Raw genomic sequence first — 15065 nt, 5'->3', positions numbered from 1 at the left:
TCGACCTGATCGACGACCGACAATTTAAAGGTCAACGTGTAGTCGCGCTGACTGCGCCTTTCACCCGTGTTCATTACTTCCTCCTGAGAATGGGTCAGAAGGTGTAAACCTTATTCAGGACGGGACAGCAGCAATAAAAAAGGCGCGGTCCTTGCGGAGCGCGCCTTTTTTCGTTTGGCTGCCTATCAGCTGCCAAGAGCCTTCGAAGCCAGCCAGAACAACCCGGCCGACAGGGCCACGGTGGCTGGCAGGGTCAATACCCAGGCCAGCAGGATGGTTCTGACGGTGCCGCTTTGCAGGCCGCTTTTGTTGGCAACCATGGTGCCCGCCACGCCCGAGGACAGCACGTGGGTGGTGGAAACCGGCAGGCTGAAGATGTTCGCCATGCCGATCAGGCTGGCAGTGGTGATCTGCGCCGACATGCCTTGGGAGTAGGTCATGCCTTGCTTGCCGATCTTCTCGCCAATGGTCAGTACCACGCGTTTCCAGCCGACCATGGTGCCCAGGCCCAAGGCCAGTGCAACCGCCAGGATCACCCAGAACGGAGCGTATTCAGTGGTGGTGGTCAGGTCCTTGCGCAGCTTGTCCAGGTCAGCCTTTTCACGGGCACCGAGCGTTGGCAACTTGCTGACTTTCTTCGCCGTGTCGTCCAGGCAGAGCAGGTAACGACGTACTTCGATGCGGCTTTCCGACGGCAGCGAGTGGTAGTCGGCTACACCCTTTAGAGTGCCGAGCAGGGCGGCGATGGTCGGTTCGGTCTGTTGCGGGTTGCAACGGAATTTCTCCGGCAGATCGCCATCCAGGCTCTTGCCCAGGGCCAGGAACTCGCCCAGGGTTTCGGAATTACGCTGGTAGAACTGGCTCAGGTGCAGCGTGGCGTCGCGAGTCCGCTCGATCTGGTAGGTCGTGCTGTTCAGGTCGAGGACGAACTGGGCCGGCACGATACCGATCAGGACCAGCATGATCAGGCCGATACCTTTCTGGCCATCGTTGGAGCCGTGCACGAAACTCACGGCCATGGCCGAGATCACCAGTACCAGGCGATTCCAGAACGGCGGGTGTTTCTTGTCATCGATCTTGCGGCGCTGTTCCGGCGTCTTGTGCATCTTCGACAGCGGACGCCACCATTTAAGACCGATCAGGATCAGCGCGGCGATCAGGAAACCGGCCATTGGCGAGAACACCAGGGAAGCGCCGATATCGATCGCTTTCTGCCAGTTCACACCGTCAGCCAGCGGAATATCGTTGATCAGGGCGTTGGCCAGGCCGACACCGAGGATCGAACCGATCAGCGTGTGGGAGCTGGAAGCGGGAATACCGAAGTACCAGGTGCCCAGGTTCCAGGTGATGGCGGCGGCGAGCAACGAGAACACCATGGCCAGTCCGTGCCCGGTGTTCACATTGATCAGCAGTTCTACCGGTAGCAGGTGGACGATGGCATACGCCACGCCGACCCCGCCCAGCAGCACGCCGAGGAAGTTGAACACACCGGAGAAAAACACCGCCAGGTGAGGCGGCATGGCTTTGGTGTAGATAACGGTCGCCACCGCGTTAGCGGTGTCATGAAAGCCGTTGATGAACTCGAAGGCGAGGACAAAGGCCAGGGCGAGCAAGAGGCTCACAAGCACCCAAGCATCCAGTCCGCTGAATAAATCGATCATGAAGGTTTTCTGACCCGGTCATAAGGGGGCGCGATTATGCCAGAAAAGACTGCTAATCAATGCACTAGCTGCTCATCGGTAACATACTTCAACGATTTTTTTTGCCGCAGCACCTGAAAACCCACGGTTTTGCTGTGTTTTATAAGTCATTGATTTTATAGAAAAAAGATACCATCACAAAACCTTTGCGACCCGGTAAGGGGTGCTTGAATGGTTGTGAGAAAAATCTGAGAAATAGGTCAGATACCGAAAATCTGCCGGATTCGACGACGGTGATGGCCGCTGCCCGCTCATGGCGGGCGCGAAAGGCAACATCAATACACCCCCGCTTTTAACGGGTGCAGAGGCAGGCCTTTGTAAGGATCAGGCCAAAGCAGTCACGGCTCTTCGGCTTTGAGTTCCTTTTCCATTTTTTGAAGTTCTTGCTGGAAAACCTGGTCCTGAACGGTGGCGCGTTTACGCCAGGGTTTGCGTTCCGGTTCGGGTTGAGCGGCGTAAGTGGTGACTTCTCCGCCGTAAACTTCCTTGTAGCGTTGTTCCTGGCGCTCTAGTTCCGCGCGCAGTTCGTCTTTCGTCACAGTGCTACCTGATTGAGTTGGGATAAATTCTGGTGAACACGCGCTGCATCAAATCGATTGATCACGTTCGTCGAATGGGCAATGCCGTCAAGGCATCGTTTTGGCAACAGGGTGATCAATACTTCCATGTCACAGGCGGCCACGGCACCAGATATAAACAGCTGACGTAGCTTCAGTTTCCTGTATCGGCAAGCGCACTGGCAAGGCGGTTGAATGCGAGCCTGGCGCTTGCAACGGGCAACGGCGATGGAACATCGCATTGCCGGGCAGCGGGTTCGGCAAGTAAAAAACCGAAGCGCTACTGAATTGTATTATAGCGGCCGATTTGAAGAACACTATCTCCAAAGAGTTAAAAGCGGATCCCGGTGTGTAACCGTTTTGTTGCTCGAAACTTTACGATTAACTGGAACGCCGACGGGTACCACATTGCAGCGATGCCTGCCTGACGCCATTTAGTTCGAACAAGTTACGGTATTTGGATTGCCCCATAAAGTCCTGTGTCGAGTCGATGTAAGCAGCGGTTCGTGAGTCAGCGAAAAGCCGGACACCCGCGAATCGGGTGATTGGGACGGTGGATTGCGATTATCGGTCGAGTGTTCGATAATCGCCCGAAGATGGCGATCCAGGCTTGAGCGCCAGGCGGTAGCCCTTTGTAATAGTCGCTGATCCGAGTGGGTAAAAGGACCTTGTATGAACGATCAAATGCGTAATTCCTTCACTTCAGTGGCTCCCCCCATCGTTGCTTCACCGGCCAAACGGATCCAGGCACTGACCGGCGACCCGGACTTCATGACGTCCCTGGCCCGTGGTCTGGCCGTGGTGCAAGCGTTCCAGGAGCGCAAACGACACCTGACCATCGCCCAAATCAGTCACCGAACGGAAATTCCCCGCGCCGCCGTGCGCCGTTGCCTGCACACCCTGATCAAACTCGGCTACGCCACCACCGACGGCCGCACCTATTCGTTGCTGCCCAAAGTGCTGACCCTCGGCCATGCCTACGTGTCATCGACGCCACTGGCGGTGTCCGCCCAGCCTTATCTGGACCGCATGAGCGAGCAACTGCACGAGGCCTGCAACATGGCCACGCTGGAAGGTGACGACATTTTGTACATCGCCCGCTCCGCAACCACCCAGCGCCTGATTTCGGTGGACCTGTCGGTGGGCGGGCGCCTGCCGGCCTATTGCACGTCGATGGGGCGGATTCTGCTGGCCGCGCTGGATGACACGTCGCTGGGCGAATACCTCGATCACGCCGAATTGCAAGCCAAGACCAGCCGTACGATTCACACCCCCGAGGCATTGCTCGAATGCCTGCAAGAGGTGCGACAGCAAGGCTGGTGCATCGTTGACCAGGAACTTGAGCAAGGGCTGCGTTCAATTGCCGTTCCTGTGTATGACGCCTCCGGCCAGGTAGTTGCGGCCCTCAACGTCAGCACTCACGCCGGGCGAGTCAGCCGCAATGAGCTGCAACAACGATTTCTGCCTGGCCTGCTGAGTGCCAGTCGCGACCTCAGCGCTCAGCTGTTTGCCTAAGCTGTTCGATAAACGCACAGAGTCGCGTTTATCGAATTGACGCTGTTTCCTGCGGATCATTACTGTCGCGGCTTCGTCAGCATCTGCTGACACCGTTCGACTGCGATCCATGGAATAAAAATAATGAACCAGCCTCAGTCTGCTGTAGGTAACTGCCTCGACGTGCAGTCCTTCATCAATGCTCAACCCATTTCGCGCTACCAATGGCGGGTGGTGATCCTGTGTTTCCTGATTGTCTTCCTCGATGGCCTCGATACCGCGGCCATGGGGTTCATTGCGCCGGCGCTGTCTCAGGATTGGGGGATCGATCGTGCCAGCCTTGGCCCGGTGATGAGTGCCGCCTTGATCGGCATGGTATTCGGCGCACTCGGTTCAGGGCCATTGGCTGACCGCTTCGGACGAAAAGTCGTACTGGTCGGTGCGGTGCTGTTGTTCGGTGCCTTCAGCCTGGCCTCGGCCTACAGCAGCAATGTCGATCAGTTGCTGGTGTTGCGCTTCCTGACCGGCCTGGGTCTGGGCGCCGGCATGCCGAATGCCACCACGCTGCTGTCGGAGTACACACCGGAGCGCAAGAAGTCACTGCTGGTGACCAGCATGTTCTGCGGTTTCAACCTGGGCATGGCTGGCGGCGGATTCATCTCGGCCAAGCTGATTCCGGCCTTTGGCTGGCACAGCCTGCTGCTGATCGGCGGGATTCTGCCGCTGATCCTCGCCGTCGTTTTGCTGTTCTGGTTGCCGGAGTCGGCGCGTTACCTGGTGGTACGCAATCGCGGTACGGACAAAGTGCGCAAGGCACTGGCGCCGATTGATCCGACGGTGGTGGCCCAGGCGTCCAGTTTCAGCGTGCCGGAACAGAAAACCGTGAAGGCGCGCAATGTGTTTGCGGTGATCTTCTCCGGCACCTATAGCACCGGCACCTTGCTGCTGTGGCTGACCTACTTCATGGGCCTGGTGATCGTTTACCTGCTGACCAGCTGGCTTCCGACGCTGATGCGTGACAGTGGCGCGAGCATGGAGCAAGCCGCTTTTATCGGCGCGCTGTTCCAGTTCGGTGGCGTGCTGAGTGCGGTGGGCGTGGGCTGGGCAATGGACCGGTTCAATCCGCACAAGGTCATCGGCATTTTTTACCTGCTGGCCGGGGTGTTTGCCTACGCGGTAGGGCAGAGCCTGGGCAACATCACAATCCTGGCGACCCTGGTGCTGGTGGCCGGGATGTGTGTCAACGGTGCGCAATCGGCGATGCCGTCACTGGCGGCGCGGTTCTATCCGACTCAGGGGCGGGCCACTGGCGTGTCGTGGATGCTTGGCATCGGCCGCTTCGGCGCCATTCTCGGGGCGTGGATGGGTGCAACGCTGTTAGGGCTGGGCTGGAATTTCGAGCAAGTGCTGACAGCGCTGGTGATTCCGGCGGCCCTGGCGACCACGGCAGTGGTGATCAAGGGCATGGTCAGTCATGCGGATGCGACCTGAGGTTGGTTGCCGAGTTTTACGGTGAGTTATCGGGCCTCTTCGCGGGCAAGCCCGCTCCTACAGAGATCGGTAGCCAAGCAACAATATGTTCGATAATCGAACGGTTAGTCGATTATCGGATTGTTTGGCGTTTTGCACGGGCTTAATCTTCAGTCATCCAGGCGCTGCGCATCGGCGCCTTCTTCCACTGTCGGTTAACAATAAATGGGAGCCTGCCCCAATGGCTGAAATCCTTTCGCTGCACGACGCGGTGAAGCAATTCGTAAACGACGGCGATACGGTCGCGCTCGAAGGCTTTACCCACCTGATCCCGACGGCGGCGGGTCACGAAATCATTCGCCAGGGCAAGAAAGACCTGACCCTGGTGCGGATGACCCCTGACTTGATCTACGACCAGTTGATCGGTGCCGGTTGTGCCCGCAAGCTGATTTTCTCCTGGGGCGGCAACCCGGGTGTCGGCTCTCTGCATCGCCTGCGTGACGCCGTTGAGAAGCAGTGGCCGCACCCGCTGGAAATCGAAGAGCACAGCCACGCTGACCTGGCCAATGCCTACGTTGCCGGCGCTTCCGGCCTGCCGTTCGCGGTCCTGCGTGCCTACGCCGGTTCCGACTTGCCGAAGGTCAACCCGCTGATCAAATCCGTCACCTGCCCGTTCACTGGCGAAGTGTTGGCCGCCGTACCTTCGGTACGTCCGGACATTACCGTGATTCACGCGCAGAAAGCCGACCGCAAGGGCAACGTGCTGCTCTGGGGCATCCTCGGCGTGCAGAAAGAAGCCGCACTGGCCGCCAAGCGCTGCATCGTCACCGTTGAGGAAATCGTCGACGACCTCAATGCACCGATGAATTCCTGTGTATTGCCAACCTGGGCCTTGAGCGCGGTTTGCCACGTACCTGGCGGTGCGCATCCGTCCTACGCCCACGGTTACAACGAGCGCGACAACCGCTTCTACCAGGCCTGGGACCCGATTGCCCGCGACCGTGAAACCTTCACCGCGTGGATCAACGAATACATCCACGGCAGCGCTGACTTCAGCGAGTTTCAGGCCAAACTGGCCGCCGCTTCGGAGGCGAAGTAATGACTTACACCACCAATGAAATGATGACCGTCGCCGCCGCTCGCCGTCTGAAGAACGGTTCGGTGTGCTTCGTCGGCATCGGCCTGCCGTCGAAAGCGGCCAACCTGGCGCGCCTGACTTCCTCGCCTGATGTCGTTCTGATCTACGAATCGGGTCCGATCGGTGCCAAGCCGAGCGTACTGCCGTTGTCGATCGGCGACGGTGAACTGGCGGAAACTGCCGACACCGTGGTCCCGACCGGCGAGATTTTCCGTTACTGGCTGCAGGGCGGACGCATCGACGTCGGCTTCCTTGGTGCGGCACAGGTCGACCGTTTCGGCAACATCAACACCACGGTGGTCGGCGATTACCACGCGCCGAAAGTGCGCCTGCCAGGTGCCGGTGGCGCGCCGGAGATTGCAGGTTCCGCCAAGAGCGTACTGATCATCCTCAAGCAGTCGGCGCGCTCCTTTGTCGACAAGCTCGATTTCATTACTTCGGTCGGCCATGGCGAGGGCGGTGATTCGCGCAAGCGTCTCGGTCTGCCGGGCGCCGGTCCGGTCGGGATCATCACTGACCTGTGCACCATGGAGCCAGAGGAGGGCACCCACGAGTTCGTGGTCACCGCACTGCATCCAGGCGTGACCCGCGAGCAAGTGATCGCCGCCACCGGTTGGCCGATTCGCTTTGCCGACAGTGTTGCGACCACCGCGCAGCCAACCATCGTGGAGTTGACCGCGCTGCGTGATCTTGAAGCCCGCACCGCCGCCGCCCACGGCCAAGCCCCCGGAGAAGCCTGATGCGTGACGTTTATATCTGCGACGCGATTCGTACCCCCATCGGCCGTTTCGGCGGTGGTCTGTCGACGGTTCGCGCCGATGACCTGGCCGCCGTGCCTATCAAGGCGCTGATGGAGCGCAACCCGTCGGTGGATTGGTCTGCGGTGGACGAGGTGTTCCTCGGTTGCGCCAACCAGGCCGGTGAAGACAACCGCAACGTAGCGCGCATGGCGCTGCTGCTGGCGGGCCTGCCGCAAACCATTCCCGGCGTGACCCTCAATCGCCTCTGCGCTTCGGGCATGGACGCCATCGGCACCGCGTTCCGCGCCATCGCCAGCGGCGAGATGGAGCTGGCGATTGCCGGTGGCGTCGAGTCGATGTCCCGTGCGCCGTTCGTGATGGGCAAAGCGGATGCCGCGTTCTCGCGCAACATGAAACTGGAAGACACCACCATTGGCTGGCGTTTTATCAACCCATTGATGAAAGCCCAGTACGGTGTGGATGCGATGCCGCAGACCGCTGACAACGTCGCCGATGATTACAAAGTGTCCCGAGCCGATCAGGACGCCTTTGCCTTGCGCAGCCAGCAGCGTACGGCCGCCGCGCAAGCCGCAGGTTTTTTCGCGGAAGAAATCGTCGAAGTGCGCATTGCCCACAAGAAGGGTGAAACCGTGGTCAACCAGGACGAGCATCCTCGCGCCGACACCACCCTGCAAGCCCTGACCAAACTCAAACCGGTCAACGGCCCCGACAAAACTGTCACTGCCGGCAACGCCTCCGGAGTGAACGATGGCGCGGCAGCGTTGATCCTGGCCTCGGCCGAAGCCGTGAAGAAACACGGCCTGACCGCTCGCGCCAAAGTGCTGGGCATGGCCAGCGCCGGTGTTGCGCCGCGGGTGATGGGCATTGGCCCGGTGCCTGCGGTACGTAAACTGACCGAACGCCTTGGTGTGGCGGTCAGCGATTTCGACGTGATCGAACTCAACGAAGCCTTCGCCAGCCAGGGTTTGGCAGTGCTGCGTGAACTGGGGATCGCCGACGATGCGGCCCAGGTCAACCCCAACGGTGGCGCGATTGCCTTGGGTCACCCGTTGGGCATGAGCGGCGCGAGACTGGTGTTGACCGCGTTGCATCAGCTGGAAAAAACCGGTGGCAAGAAAGCTCTGGCGACCATGTGCGTCGGCGTCGGTCAGGGTCTGGCCCTGGCGATCGAGCGCGTCTGACGCGCTCTGAAGACTTATAAGAACTGAGGAATGCTTCATGACTGACAAGCCTGGATACCGTCGCCCGCAGGCGGGCACTCAGCCGGAATACCTGCACCCGACCTATCAATCCACCAACCTGCGCTCGCCGTCCAAGCCGTTGGTGTTTCTGCCCCATTCGTTGTCGGAAATCACCGGGCCGACCATCGGCGCCGAGCGCGTCAACGAGAAGGACAACGACCTGACCGCCCAGCATGAGGGGCAGCCACAGGGTGAGCGCATCATCATTCACGGTCGTGTACTGGATGAAAACGGTCTGCCGGTGCCGGGGATTCTGGTGGAGATCTGGCAGGCCAACGCCGCCGGTCGCTACGCCCATGCTCGCGACCTGCACGACGCGCCGCTGGACCCGAACTTCACCGGTACCGGCCGTACCGTGACCGACGCCGATGGCTGGTATCAGTTCCAGACCATCAAGCCCGGTGCCTATCCATGGGGCAACCACCACAACGCCTGGCGCCCGGCGCACATCCATTTCTCGCTGTTCGGGCCGAGCATCCTGACGCGCCTGGTGACGCAGATGTATTTTCCGGGTGACCCGCTGCTGGCGTACGACCCGATCTACAACTGCGTGCCCGATACCAGCGCCAAAGAGCGTTTGATCGCCACCTTCGATCTGGAAAAAACCATTCCTTCCTATGCCCTCGGTTATCGCTGGGACATCGTTTTGCGCGGCCGCGACGCCACGCCGATGGAGAAATAAGATGACGCTGACTGCAACCACGTCCCACACCGTCGGGCCGTACTACCACATCGGCCTGACCTGGCTGAACCGCGAAAACCTGACTGTCGAACAAACCCTGGGCGAACGCGTGGCGATCACCGGGCAAGTGGTCGATGGCAACGGTGATGTCGTCAACGACGCAATGCTGGAAGTCTGGCAGGCCAACGCGGCCGGCAAATACGATCACCCGGAAGATGACCAGGGCAAACCCCTGGACCCGAACTTCGAAGGTTTTGGCCGGGTGCCGGTGGATGCCGAAGGACGGTTTCGCTTCACCACCATCAAGCCGGGCACGGTTGAGGGGCTCAAAGGTACGACCCAGGCGCCGCACCTGGTGGTGCTGGTGTTTGCCCGTGGCCTGGTGAAGCACTTGCTGACGCGGATTTATTTTGATGGCGAGGCGGCTAACGTGAATGATCCATTGCTGGAGTGCGTGCCGGCCGAGCGTCGTAATACGCTGATGGCGAAGCAGGATGCGTCGGGCGTGTACCAGTGGAACGTGATTTTGCAGGGCACTGATGCCGAGACGGTATTCTTCGACTATTGAGTGAACACCGTTCACCTGTAGGAGCGAGCCTGCTCGCGATGGCGTCGGTACATTCACTGTCGATGTCGTCTGACACACTGCTATCGCGAGCAGGCTCGCTCCTACAGGGGTTGCGTATCGCTGATGCATCTGCGGAACGGGATTGTTTCAAAGCGTGTCTAGACTCTCACTGTCCCCACAGAGTGAAAAAACAATGACAACACCCACGGCTCCTATAGCTCTTTATACGGGCGAAGAACGCAACAAGCGGATCTTCGCCATTGTCGGTGCTTCGTCCGGCAACCTGGTCGAATGGTTCGACTTCTATGTCTATGCCTTCTGTGCGATCTATTTCGCGCCGGCCTTTTTTCCGTCCGACAACCCCACGGTGCAGTTGGTCAACACCGCAGGCGTGTTTGCCGCCGGCTTCCTGATGCGCCCGATTGGTGGCTGGATTTTCGGGCGCTTGGCGGACAAGCACGGGCGCAAGAACTCGATGCTGATCTCGATTCTGATGATGTGCTTCGGCTCTTTGCTGATTGCCTGCTTGCCGACCTACAACAGTATCGGGGTCTGGGCGCCGATCCTGCTGCTGTTCGCCCGTTTGCTGCAAGGCTTGTCGGTGGGCGGTGAGTACGGCACCACCGCGACTTACATGAGCGAAGTGGCGCTCAAGGGCCAGCGCGGTTTCTTCGCCTCGTTCCAGTACGTGACCCTGATTGGCGGCCAGTTGCTCGCGGTGTCATTGGTGGTGATCCTGCAACAGTTCCTCACCGAGGACGACCTGCGTGCCTACGGCTGGCGGATCCCCTTTGTGGTCGGTGCCATGGCGGCGTTGGTTTCGCTGTATTTGCGTCGTTCGCTTAAAGAAACTTCCAGCAAGGAAATGCGCGAAAACAAGGACGCCGGCAGCATCGGCGCGCTATTTCGCGACCACAAAGCCGCGTTCATCACCGTACTGGGTTACACCGCCGGTGGTTCGCTGATTTTCTACACTTTCACCACGTACATGCAGAAGTACCTGGTGAATACCGCCGGCATGCCGGCCAAGACCGCCAGCTACATCATGACCGGCGCGCTGTTCCTCTATATGTGCATGCAGCCGATTTTCGGCATGCTCGCCGACAAGATCGGCCGGCGTAACTCGATGCTCTGGTTCGGCGCCCTCGGCACGCTGTTCACCGTGCCGATCCTGTTGAGCCTGAAAAGCGTGACAAGTCCGTTTCTGGCCTTCGTGCTGATTACCCTGGCGCTCTCGATCGTCAGTTTCTACACCTCGATCAGCGGTCTGGTAAAAGCCGAGATGTTCCCGCCGGAAGTGCGTGCGCTGGGTGTCGGCCTGGCGTATGCGGTGGCGAATGCGATCTTCGGTGGTTCGGCGGAATACGTGGCCTTGAGCCTCAAGGCCGTGGGCATGGAAAACTCCTTCTACTGGTACGTGACGGTGATGATGGCGATAGCGTTCCTGTTCAGCCTGCGTCTGCCGAAACAGGCGAAGTATCTGCATCACGATCTTTGATCTTCACGCGCGGACCGCAGGCCCGCGCCTCCAGGAATTTTTTATGAACCAGCGACCGGGCAATCAATTGTTCGATGCCTATTTCACTGCCCGCGAAATGCGTGAGGTGTTCTGCGATCAGGGCCGGGTCCAGGCCATGCTCGATTTCGAAGCGGCACTGGCCCGGGCCGAAGCGCGGGTCGGGTTGATTCCGCCGAGTGCTGTCGCGCCAATTGAAGCGGCTTGCCGCGTCGGGCTTTATGACTTCGCGGCGTTGGGCGAGGCGATTGCCACGGCGGGTAACTCGGCGATTCCGTTGGTCAAGGCACTGGGCAAACAGATCGCGGCCACCGATGCCGAAGCCGAGCGCTATGTGCATCTGGGCGCGACCAGTCAGGACGTGATGGACAGCGGCCTGGTGCTGCAACTGCGCCGCGCACTGGAACTGATCGAAAACCATCTGGCGCAACTGGGGCAGACGCTCGCGTCCCAGGCCCAGCGCTACGCGACCACGCCATTGGCCGGACGCACCTGGCTGCAGCATGCGACGCCGGTCACCCTCGGCATGAAAATCGCCGGTTGGCTGGGGGCGGTGACGCGCAGTCGCCAACGCTTGGCCGAACTCAAGCCGCGCCTGCTGGTGCTGCAATTCGGCGGCGCGTCCGGAACCCTTGCAGCCCTGGGTGAGCAGGCCATGCCGATTGCCCAGGCGCTGGCCGAAGAACTGCAACTGACCTTGCCCGATCAGCCGTGGCATACCCAGCGCGATCGCGTGGTGGAGTTCGGTGCCGCACTCGGCCTGATCGCCGGCAGTCTCGGCAAACTCGGCCGCGACATCAGCCTGCTGATGCAAACCGAGGCTGGCGAAGTGTTCGAACCTTCAGCGCCGGGCAAGGGCGGTTCTTCGACCATGCCGCACAAGCGCAATCCGGTGGGCGCGGCGGTGCTGATCGGCGCGGCGACTCGCGTACCCGGTTTGCTCTCGACGCTGTTCAGCGCCATGCCCCAGGAACACGAACGCAGCCTCGGTCTGTGGCATGCCGAGTGGGAAACCCTGCCGGAAATTTGCTGCCTGGTGTCGGGCAGCCTGCAGCAGGCGTTGTTGATCGCCGACGACCTGGAAGTGGATGCCAAGCGCATGGCGCGCAACCTCGATTTGACCCAGGGCCTGGTGCTTGCCGAAGCGGTGAGCATCGTCCTCGCGCAACGGGTAGGGCGCGATGCCGCGCATCATCTGCTGGAGCAATGCTGCAAGCGCGCGGTGGCCGAACAGCGTCACCTGCGTGCGATCCTGGGCGACGAACCGCAAGTGACCGTCGAGCTGTCGGCGGCTGAACTCGATCATCTGCTGGACCCCGCCCATTACCTCGGTCAGGCCAAAACCTGGGTCGAGCGGGCGGTGGCTGAACATTCTGCATTGACTGCCTGAAGGAGACTGCTGTGGCTTTTGTACAACTCGCCGAGGGCGAACTGCATTACCAACTCGATGGACCGGTCGATGCGCCGGTACTGGTGCTGTCCAACTCCCTGGGCACCGACCTGCATATGTGGGACGCGCAAATCCCGGCGTTCTCCGGGCATTTCCGCGTGTTGCGTTTCGACACCCGTGGCCATGGCCAGTCATTGGTGACGCCGGGGCCATACAGCATCGAGCAACTGGGCCGCGACGTGCTTGCACTGCTGGATGCCTTGCACATCGAACGCGCGCATTTCTGTGGATTGTCCATGGGCGGGTTGATCGGCCAGTGGCTGGGTATCAACGCCGGCGAGCGACTGAACAAGCTGATCGTGTGCAACACCGCGGCGAAAATCGGCGATCCGTCGGTGTGGAACCCGCGTATCGAAATGGTGCTGCGTGATGGTCAGGCGGCCATGGTTGCCCTGCGCGATGCGTCGATTGCCCGCTGGTTCACCCCGGACTTCTCCGCCGCCAACCCGGCAGCAGCCAAGCAAATCACCGACATGCTCGCGGCCACTTCGCCCGAAGGCTATGCAGCCAATTGCGCAGCGGTGCGCGATGCCGATTTCCGCGATCAACTGTCCTCGATCAAGGCGCCGCTATTGGTGATCGCTGGAAGTGAAGATGCGGTGACGCCACCGTCCGGTGGGCATTTCATCCAGGAGCATGTGCACGGGGCCGAGTACGCCGAGTTCTATGCGGCGCACTTGTCCAACGTCCAGGCAGGCAATGCGTTCAGCGAGCGTGTGCTGGCGTTTCTGTCGGCTGATTGAGGGGGTTTTCGTGGACGAGAAACAACGTTATGACGAGGGCCTGAAGGTCCGTCGCGCGGTCTTGGGCGATGCCCACGTCGACCGCAGCCTGAATGCCTTGACCGAGTTCAACTCGGAGTTTCAGGAGATGATCACCCGTCACGCCTGGGGCGACATCTGGACCCGCCCGGGCCTGCCGCGCCATACCCGCAGCCTGATCACCATCGCCATGTTGATCGGTATGAATCGCAACGAAGAATTGAAACTGCACCTGCGCGCTGCCGCCAACAACGGCGTGAGCCGTGGCGAGATCAAGGAAGTGATCATGCAGAGCGCCATCTACTGCGGGATCCCGGCGGCCAATGCGACGTTCCACCTGGCCGAGTCGGTGTGGGATGAGTTGGGGATCGAGTCGCGGGAGTAGATCTGGCGATTTGCGGTGTCTTTGCTGACGCCATCGCGAGCCTGCTCGCGATGGCGGTGGTGAGGTTTACAGCAAGCTGATCGGATAGCTGATGATCAAGCGGTTCTCGTCGAACTCGTTATTGCTGTAATCCCGGCGCATGGTCGAGTTGCGCCATTTCAGGTTCAGGTCTTTCAGTGCACCGCTCTGCACGGTGTAGCCCAGTTCACTTTCACGCCCCCATTCCTTGCCATCGGTGATGCTACCGGTGTGCACATTGTCGCCGCTGATATAGCGGTTCATCAGGGTCAGGCCCGGTACGCCGAGGGCAACGAAGTTGTAGTCGTGGCGTACCTGCCAGGAGCGTTCCTGGGCATTGTCGTAGCTGGAGTTGTAGCTGTCGTTGGCCAGGGTGCCGCCGCTGGTGCCGTTGACCCGCATCCAGGCGTTGTCGCCAGTGAGTTTCTGCAGGCCGACATAGAACGTGTTGCCGCCGTACTTGGCCGAGAACAAGCCGTACAGGGTTTTGTTGTCCAGCTCGCCAGCCCGGGCGCTGCCGTCATCCTTGCCGTAGAAGAAACCCAGGTTGGCGCCCAGGGTCCAGTCGCCAAGCGGTTGGCTGTGGGTCAAGTTGACGAATTGCTGGCTGTAGATGTCCTTGAGCTCGGCGTTCCACAGACCGATCTGGGTGCGCTTGTCATTGAACAGGTACTCGCCGCCCTCGAAGTTGAAACGGTCAGAGGTGAACGCCGCTTTGCCGGTCATCGACATGTCGTTCATGCTGCTGTCGTCGCGCGGGCTGTTCTGGCGGAACTGGCCGCCGTAGATCGTCAGGCCACTGATTTCCTTCGAGGTGATCTGCCCGCCGCGGAAGGTTTGCGGCAGCGAGCGACCGTCGTCCGAACGCAGGATTGGCAGCACCGGCATCCACTCGCCGACTTTCACTTCGGTCTGCGACAGCTTGGCTTTGAACGCCACGTTGGTGCGTCCGAAATTGTCCGCCGGGCGACCGTCGTGATCCAGCGGCAGCAGTTGCGTGCCGCCGGTGCCTTTGCCGCCATCAAGCTTCAGTGAATACAAACCGAGCACATCCATGCCGAACCCGACGGTGCCCTGGGTGAACCCGGATTTGGCGTCGAGGATGAAACTTTGCGTCCACTCTTCAGCCTTGCCCTGGGCCTTGGTCGGGTTGGTGAAGTTGCGGTTGATGTAGAAGTTACGCAGGTTCAGGTTGACCTTGGCCCCATCGACGAAGCCCGACTCTTCGGCGCTGGCGGGCAGGGCCGCGCTGGCCAGGGCAATGGCAATCAGGCTGGGAACGAAATACTGCGCGGTGGAAGGCGTCATGAGCTCGGGTCTCTCT

General features: G+C 60.4%; 14 protein-coding genes. 11 read left to right on the top strand and 3 right to left on the bottom strand.

Annotated features, from left to right (window positions below):
- Positions 1 to 185: 185 nt before the first annotated feature.
- Both KGA83_RS22400 and KGA83_RS22395 read right to left on the bottom strand, forming a co-directional pair.
- Positions 186 to 1661, bottom strand: coding sequence for an inorganic phosphate transporter (locus KGA83_RS22400; protein ID WP_108216747.1), 1476 nt, complete (start codon positions 1659 to 1661; stop codon positions 186 to 188).
- Positions 1662 to 2038: 377 nt separating this feature from the next.
- Positions 2039 to 2239, bottom strand: a complete 201-nt coding sequence (locus KGA83_RS22395; RefSeq protein WP_007986337.1) for a hypothetical protein — start codon at positions 2237 to 2239, stop codon at positions 2039 to 2041.
- A 690-nt stretch (positions 2240 to 2929) separates the two neighbouring features.
- Here KGA83_RS22395 and pcaR point away from each other — a divergent pair.
- The 11 genes from pcaR to pcaC all read left to right on the top strand — a co-directional run bounded on the left by pcaR (position 2930) and on the right by pcaC (position 13723).
- A complete protein-coding gene (gene pcaR, locus KGA83_RS22390) occupies positions 2930 to 3772 on the top strand; it encodes a pca regulon transcriptional regulator PcaR (RefSeq protein ID WP_108216748.1) in 843 nt (280 codons plus the stop codon).
- A gap of 123 nt (positions 3773 to 3895) precedes the next feature.
- Positions 3896 to 5242 (top strand): MFS transporter, encoded by a 1347-nt coding sequence (locus KGA83_RS22385; RefSeq protein ID WP_223530950.1) that lies wholly within the window; start codon positions 3896 to 3898, stop codon positions 5240 to 5242.
- A gap of 220 nt (positions 5243 to 5462) precedes the next feature.
- Positions 5463 to 6320: a CoA transferase subunit A gene (locus tag KGA83_RS22380; protein ID WP_020798340.1), complete on the top strand. Its 858-nt coding sequence runs from the start codon at positions 5463 to 5465 to the stop codon at positions 6318 to 6320.
- The gene (locus KGA83_RS22375) at positions 6320 to 7099 is read left to right on the top strand and encodes a CoA-transferase subunit beta (protein WP_108216750.1); all 780 of its coding nucleotides are present in this window, start codon (positions 6320 to 6322) and stop codon (positions 7097 to 7099) included. The genes KGA83_RS22380 and KGA83_RS22375 overlap by 1 nt, the downstream gene beginning before the upstream one ends.
- On the top strand, positions 7096 to 8301 hold the full coding sequence (gene pcaF / locus KGA83_RS22370; RefSeq protein ID WP_223530952.1) for a 3-oxoadipyl-CoA thiolase: 1206 nt from the start codon (positions 7096 to 7098) through the stop codon (positions 8299 to 8301). The genes KGA83_RS22375 and pcaF overlap by 4 nt, the downstream gene beginning before the upstream one ends.
- A 37-nt stretch (positions 8302 to 8338) precedes the next feature.
- Complete coding sequence (gene pcaH / locus KGA83_RS22365) at positions 8339 to 9043, top strand: protocatechuate 3,4-dioxygenase subunit beta (RefSeq protein ID WP_108216752.1); 705 nt, start codon at positions 8339 to 8341, stop codon at positions 9041 to 9043.
- A gap of 1 nt (position 9044) precedes the next feature.
- Positions 9045 to 9611 carry a protocatechuate 3,4-dioxygenase subunit alpha gene (gene pcaG, locus KGA83_RS22360; protein ID WP_223530948.1) on the top strand — a complete coding sequence of 189 codons (567 nt, stop codon included), beginning with the start codon at positions 9045 to 9047 and terminating at the stop codon, positions 9609 to 9611.
- A 193-nt stretch (positions 9612 to 9804) separates the two neighbouring features.
- Positions 9805 to 11109: an MFS family transporter gene (locus KGA83_RS22355; RefSeq protein WP_108216754.1), complete on the top strand. Its 1305-nt coding sequence runs from the start codon at positions 9805 to 9807 to the stop codon at positions 11107 to 11109.
- 43 nt (positions 11110 to 11152) lie between these two features.
- Positions 11153 to 12517 (top strand): 3-carboxy-cis,cis-muconate cycloisomerase, encoded by a 1365-nt coding sequence (locus KGA83_RS22350; RefSeq protein WP_223530946.1) that lies wholly within the window; start codon positions 11153 to 11155, stop codon positions 12515 to 12517.
- Between the two features lie 11 nt (positions 12518 to 12528).
- The gene (gene pcaD, locus KGA83_RS22345; protein ID WP_108216756.1) at positions 12529 to 13320 is read left to right on the top strand and encodes a 3-oxoadipate enol-lactonase; all 792 of its coding nucleotides are present in this window, start codon (positions 12529 to 12531) and stop codon (positions 13318 to 13320) included.
- A 10-nt stretch (positions 13321 to 13330) separates the two neighbouring features.
- Positions 13331 to 13723 carry a 4-carboxymuconolactone decarboxylase gene (gene pcaC / locus KGA83_RS22340; protein ID WP_108216757.1) on the top strand — a complete coding sequence of 131 codons (393 nt, stop codon included), beginning with the start codon at positions 13331 to 13333 and terminating at the stop codon, positions 13721 to 13723.
- A 66-nt stretch (positions 13724 to 13789) separates the two neighbouring features.
- Here pcaC and KGA83_RS22335 read toward each other — a convergent pair whose 3' ends face one another.
- Positions 13790 to 15049 carry an OprD family porin gene (locus KGA83_RS22335; RefSeq protein WP_223530944.1) on the bottom strand — a complete coding sequence of 420 codons (1260 nt, stop codon included), beginning with the start codon at positions 15047 to 15049 and terminating at the stop codon, positions 13790 to 13792.
- Between the last annotated feature and the right edge of the window lie 16 nt (positions 15050 to 15065).

The organism is Pseudomonas sp. GL-R-19 (assembly GCF_019956375.1).
Classification (GTDB): domain Bacteria; phylum Pseudomonadota; class Gammaproteobacteria; order Pseudomonadales; family Pseudomonadaceae; genus Aquipseudomonas.
The sequence above is the reverse complement of the archived record's forward strand: the minus strand, read 5'-3'. Positions and strand labels throughout refer to the sequence as shown.

Coding starts and splice junctions, on each gene's coding strand:
- KGA83_RS22385 (WP_223530950.1), top strand. CDS start 3,896: ATGAACCAGCCTCAGTCTGCTGTAGGTAACTGCCTCGACGTGCAGTCC.
- pcaG (WP_223530948.1), top strand. CDS start 9,045: ATGACGCTGACTGCAACCACGTCCCACACCGTCGGGCCGTACTACCAC.
- KGA83_RS22400 (WP_108216747.1), bottom strand. CDS start 1,661: ATGATCGATTTATTCAGCGGACTGGATGCTTGGGTGCTTGTGAGCCTC.
- KGA83_RS22350 (WP_223530946.1), top strand. CDS start 11,153: ATGAACCAGCGACCGGGCAATCAATTGTTCGATGCCTATTTCACTGCC.
- pcaH (WP_108216752.1), top strand. CDS start 8,339: ATGACTGACAAGCCTGGATACCGTCGCCCGCAGGCGGGCACTCAGCCG.
- pcaR (WP_108216748.1), top strand. CDS start 2,930: ATGAACGATCAAATGCGTAATTCCTTCACTTCAGTGGCTCCCCCCATC.
- KGA83_RS22375 (WP_108216750.1), top strand. CDS start 6,320: ATGACTTACACCACCAATGAAATGATGACCGTCGCCGCCGCTCGCCGT.
- KGA83_RS22380 (WP_020798340.1), top strand. CDS start 5,463: ATGGCTGAAATCCTTTCGCTGCACGACGCGGTGAAGCAATTCGTAAAC.
- KGA83_RS22355 (WP_108216754.1), top strand. CDS start 9,805: ATGACAACACCCACGGCTCCTATAGCTCTTTATACGGGCGAAGAACGC.
- KGA83_RS22335 (WP_223530944.1), bottom strand. CDS start 15,049: ATGACGCCTTCCACCGCGCAGTATTTCGTTCCCAGCCTGATTGCCATT.